The following is a 729-nucleotide window of genomic DNA, read 5'->3' on the forward strand; positions in this document are numbered from 1 at the left end:
CGCGCCAGCGCCCGATCCAGGTCGGATCGGGTCAGCGGAGACCGGTCGGCAGAGCTCATGACACTCCTTCAGCGTCTGCGGTCCCGATTCCGTTACCGACACCCAGCGCCGGGCGCTCGTCGAGCCCCGCGGCCAGCGCCTTCAGACCGCGATGCGCCGCCGTGCGCACCGCCCCGGGACGCCGTCCCAACACCGCTGCGGCCGACGCCGCGTCCAGGCCGAGCACCACCCGGAGCATCACCGCCTCCGCCTGCTCGCGCGGCAGGGAGGCGATCATCGCGACGGCCCGCTCGGTGCCCAGCGCCTCGCTCGCACCGAGGAAGGCCAGGTCGTCGCCGACCGGCTCCGGCCGGTCCTCGACCGCGACGTCGGCGATCCGGCTCCGCTGGCGCTGACGCAGATGGTCCAGGGCCCGGTGGCGCCCGATGGTCGCCACCCAGCCGCGGAAGCCGTCGAGGTCGCCGCGGAAGCGGGCCAGGTCGCGGACCACCTGACTCCAGGTCTCCGCGGCCACGTCCTCGGCCTCACCGGCACCGACCAGCACACTCAGATAGCGCAGCAGCCGGGGCTGCACGTCCCGGAAGACGACGAGGAACCCTGCCTCGTCGCCCGCAAGCATCGCGACCAGAGCTTGCTCCGGATCACCCGGGTCGCGGTCAGCCACCGTCATGGCCGTGGTTTGTATCACGTCGCACTCGGTGCCCGTTGAGCCGATCGGCAAACGGGTGC

Annotated in this window: 1 protein-coding gene; it reads right to left on the reverse strand. The window is 73.0% G+C overall.

Translation table 11 applies throughout. The features are described 5' to 3' along the window. Positions 1 to 55 precede the first annotated feature (55 nt). The gene (locus ABD151_RS06795) at positions 56 to 670 is read right to left on the reverse strand and encodes an RNA polymerase sigma factor (protein WP_343992627.1); all 615 of its coding nucleotides are present in this window, start codon (positions 668 to 670) and stop codon (positions 56 to 58) included. Positions 671 to 729: the final 59 nt, after the last annotated feature.

Origin of the sequence: Nocardioides dubius (assembly GCF_039528155.1) — a bacterium.
Classification (GTDB): domain Bacteria; phylum Actinomycetota; class Actinomycetes; order Propionibacteriales; family Nocardioidaceae; genus Nocardioides; species Nocardioides dubius.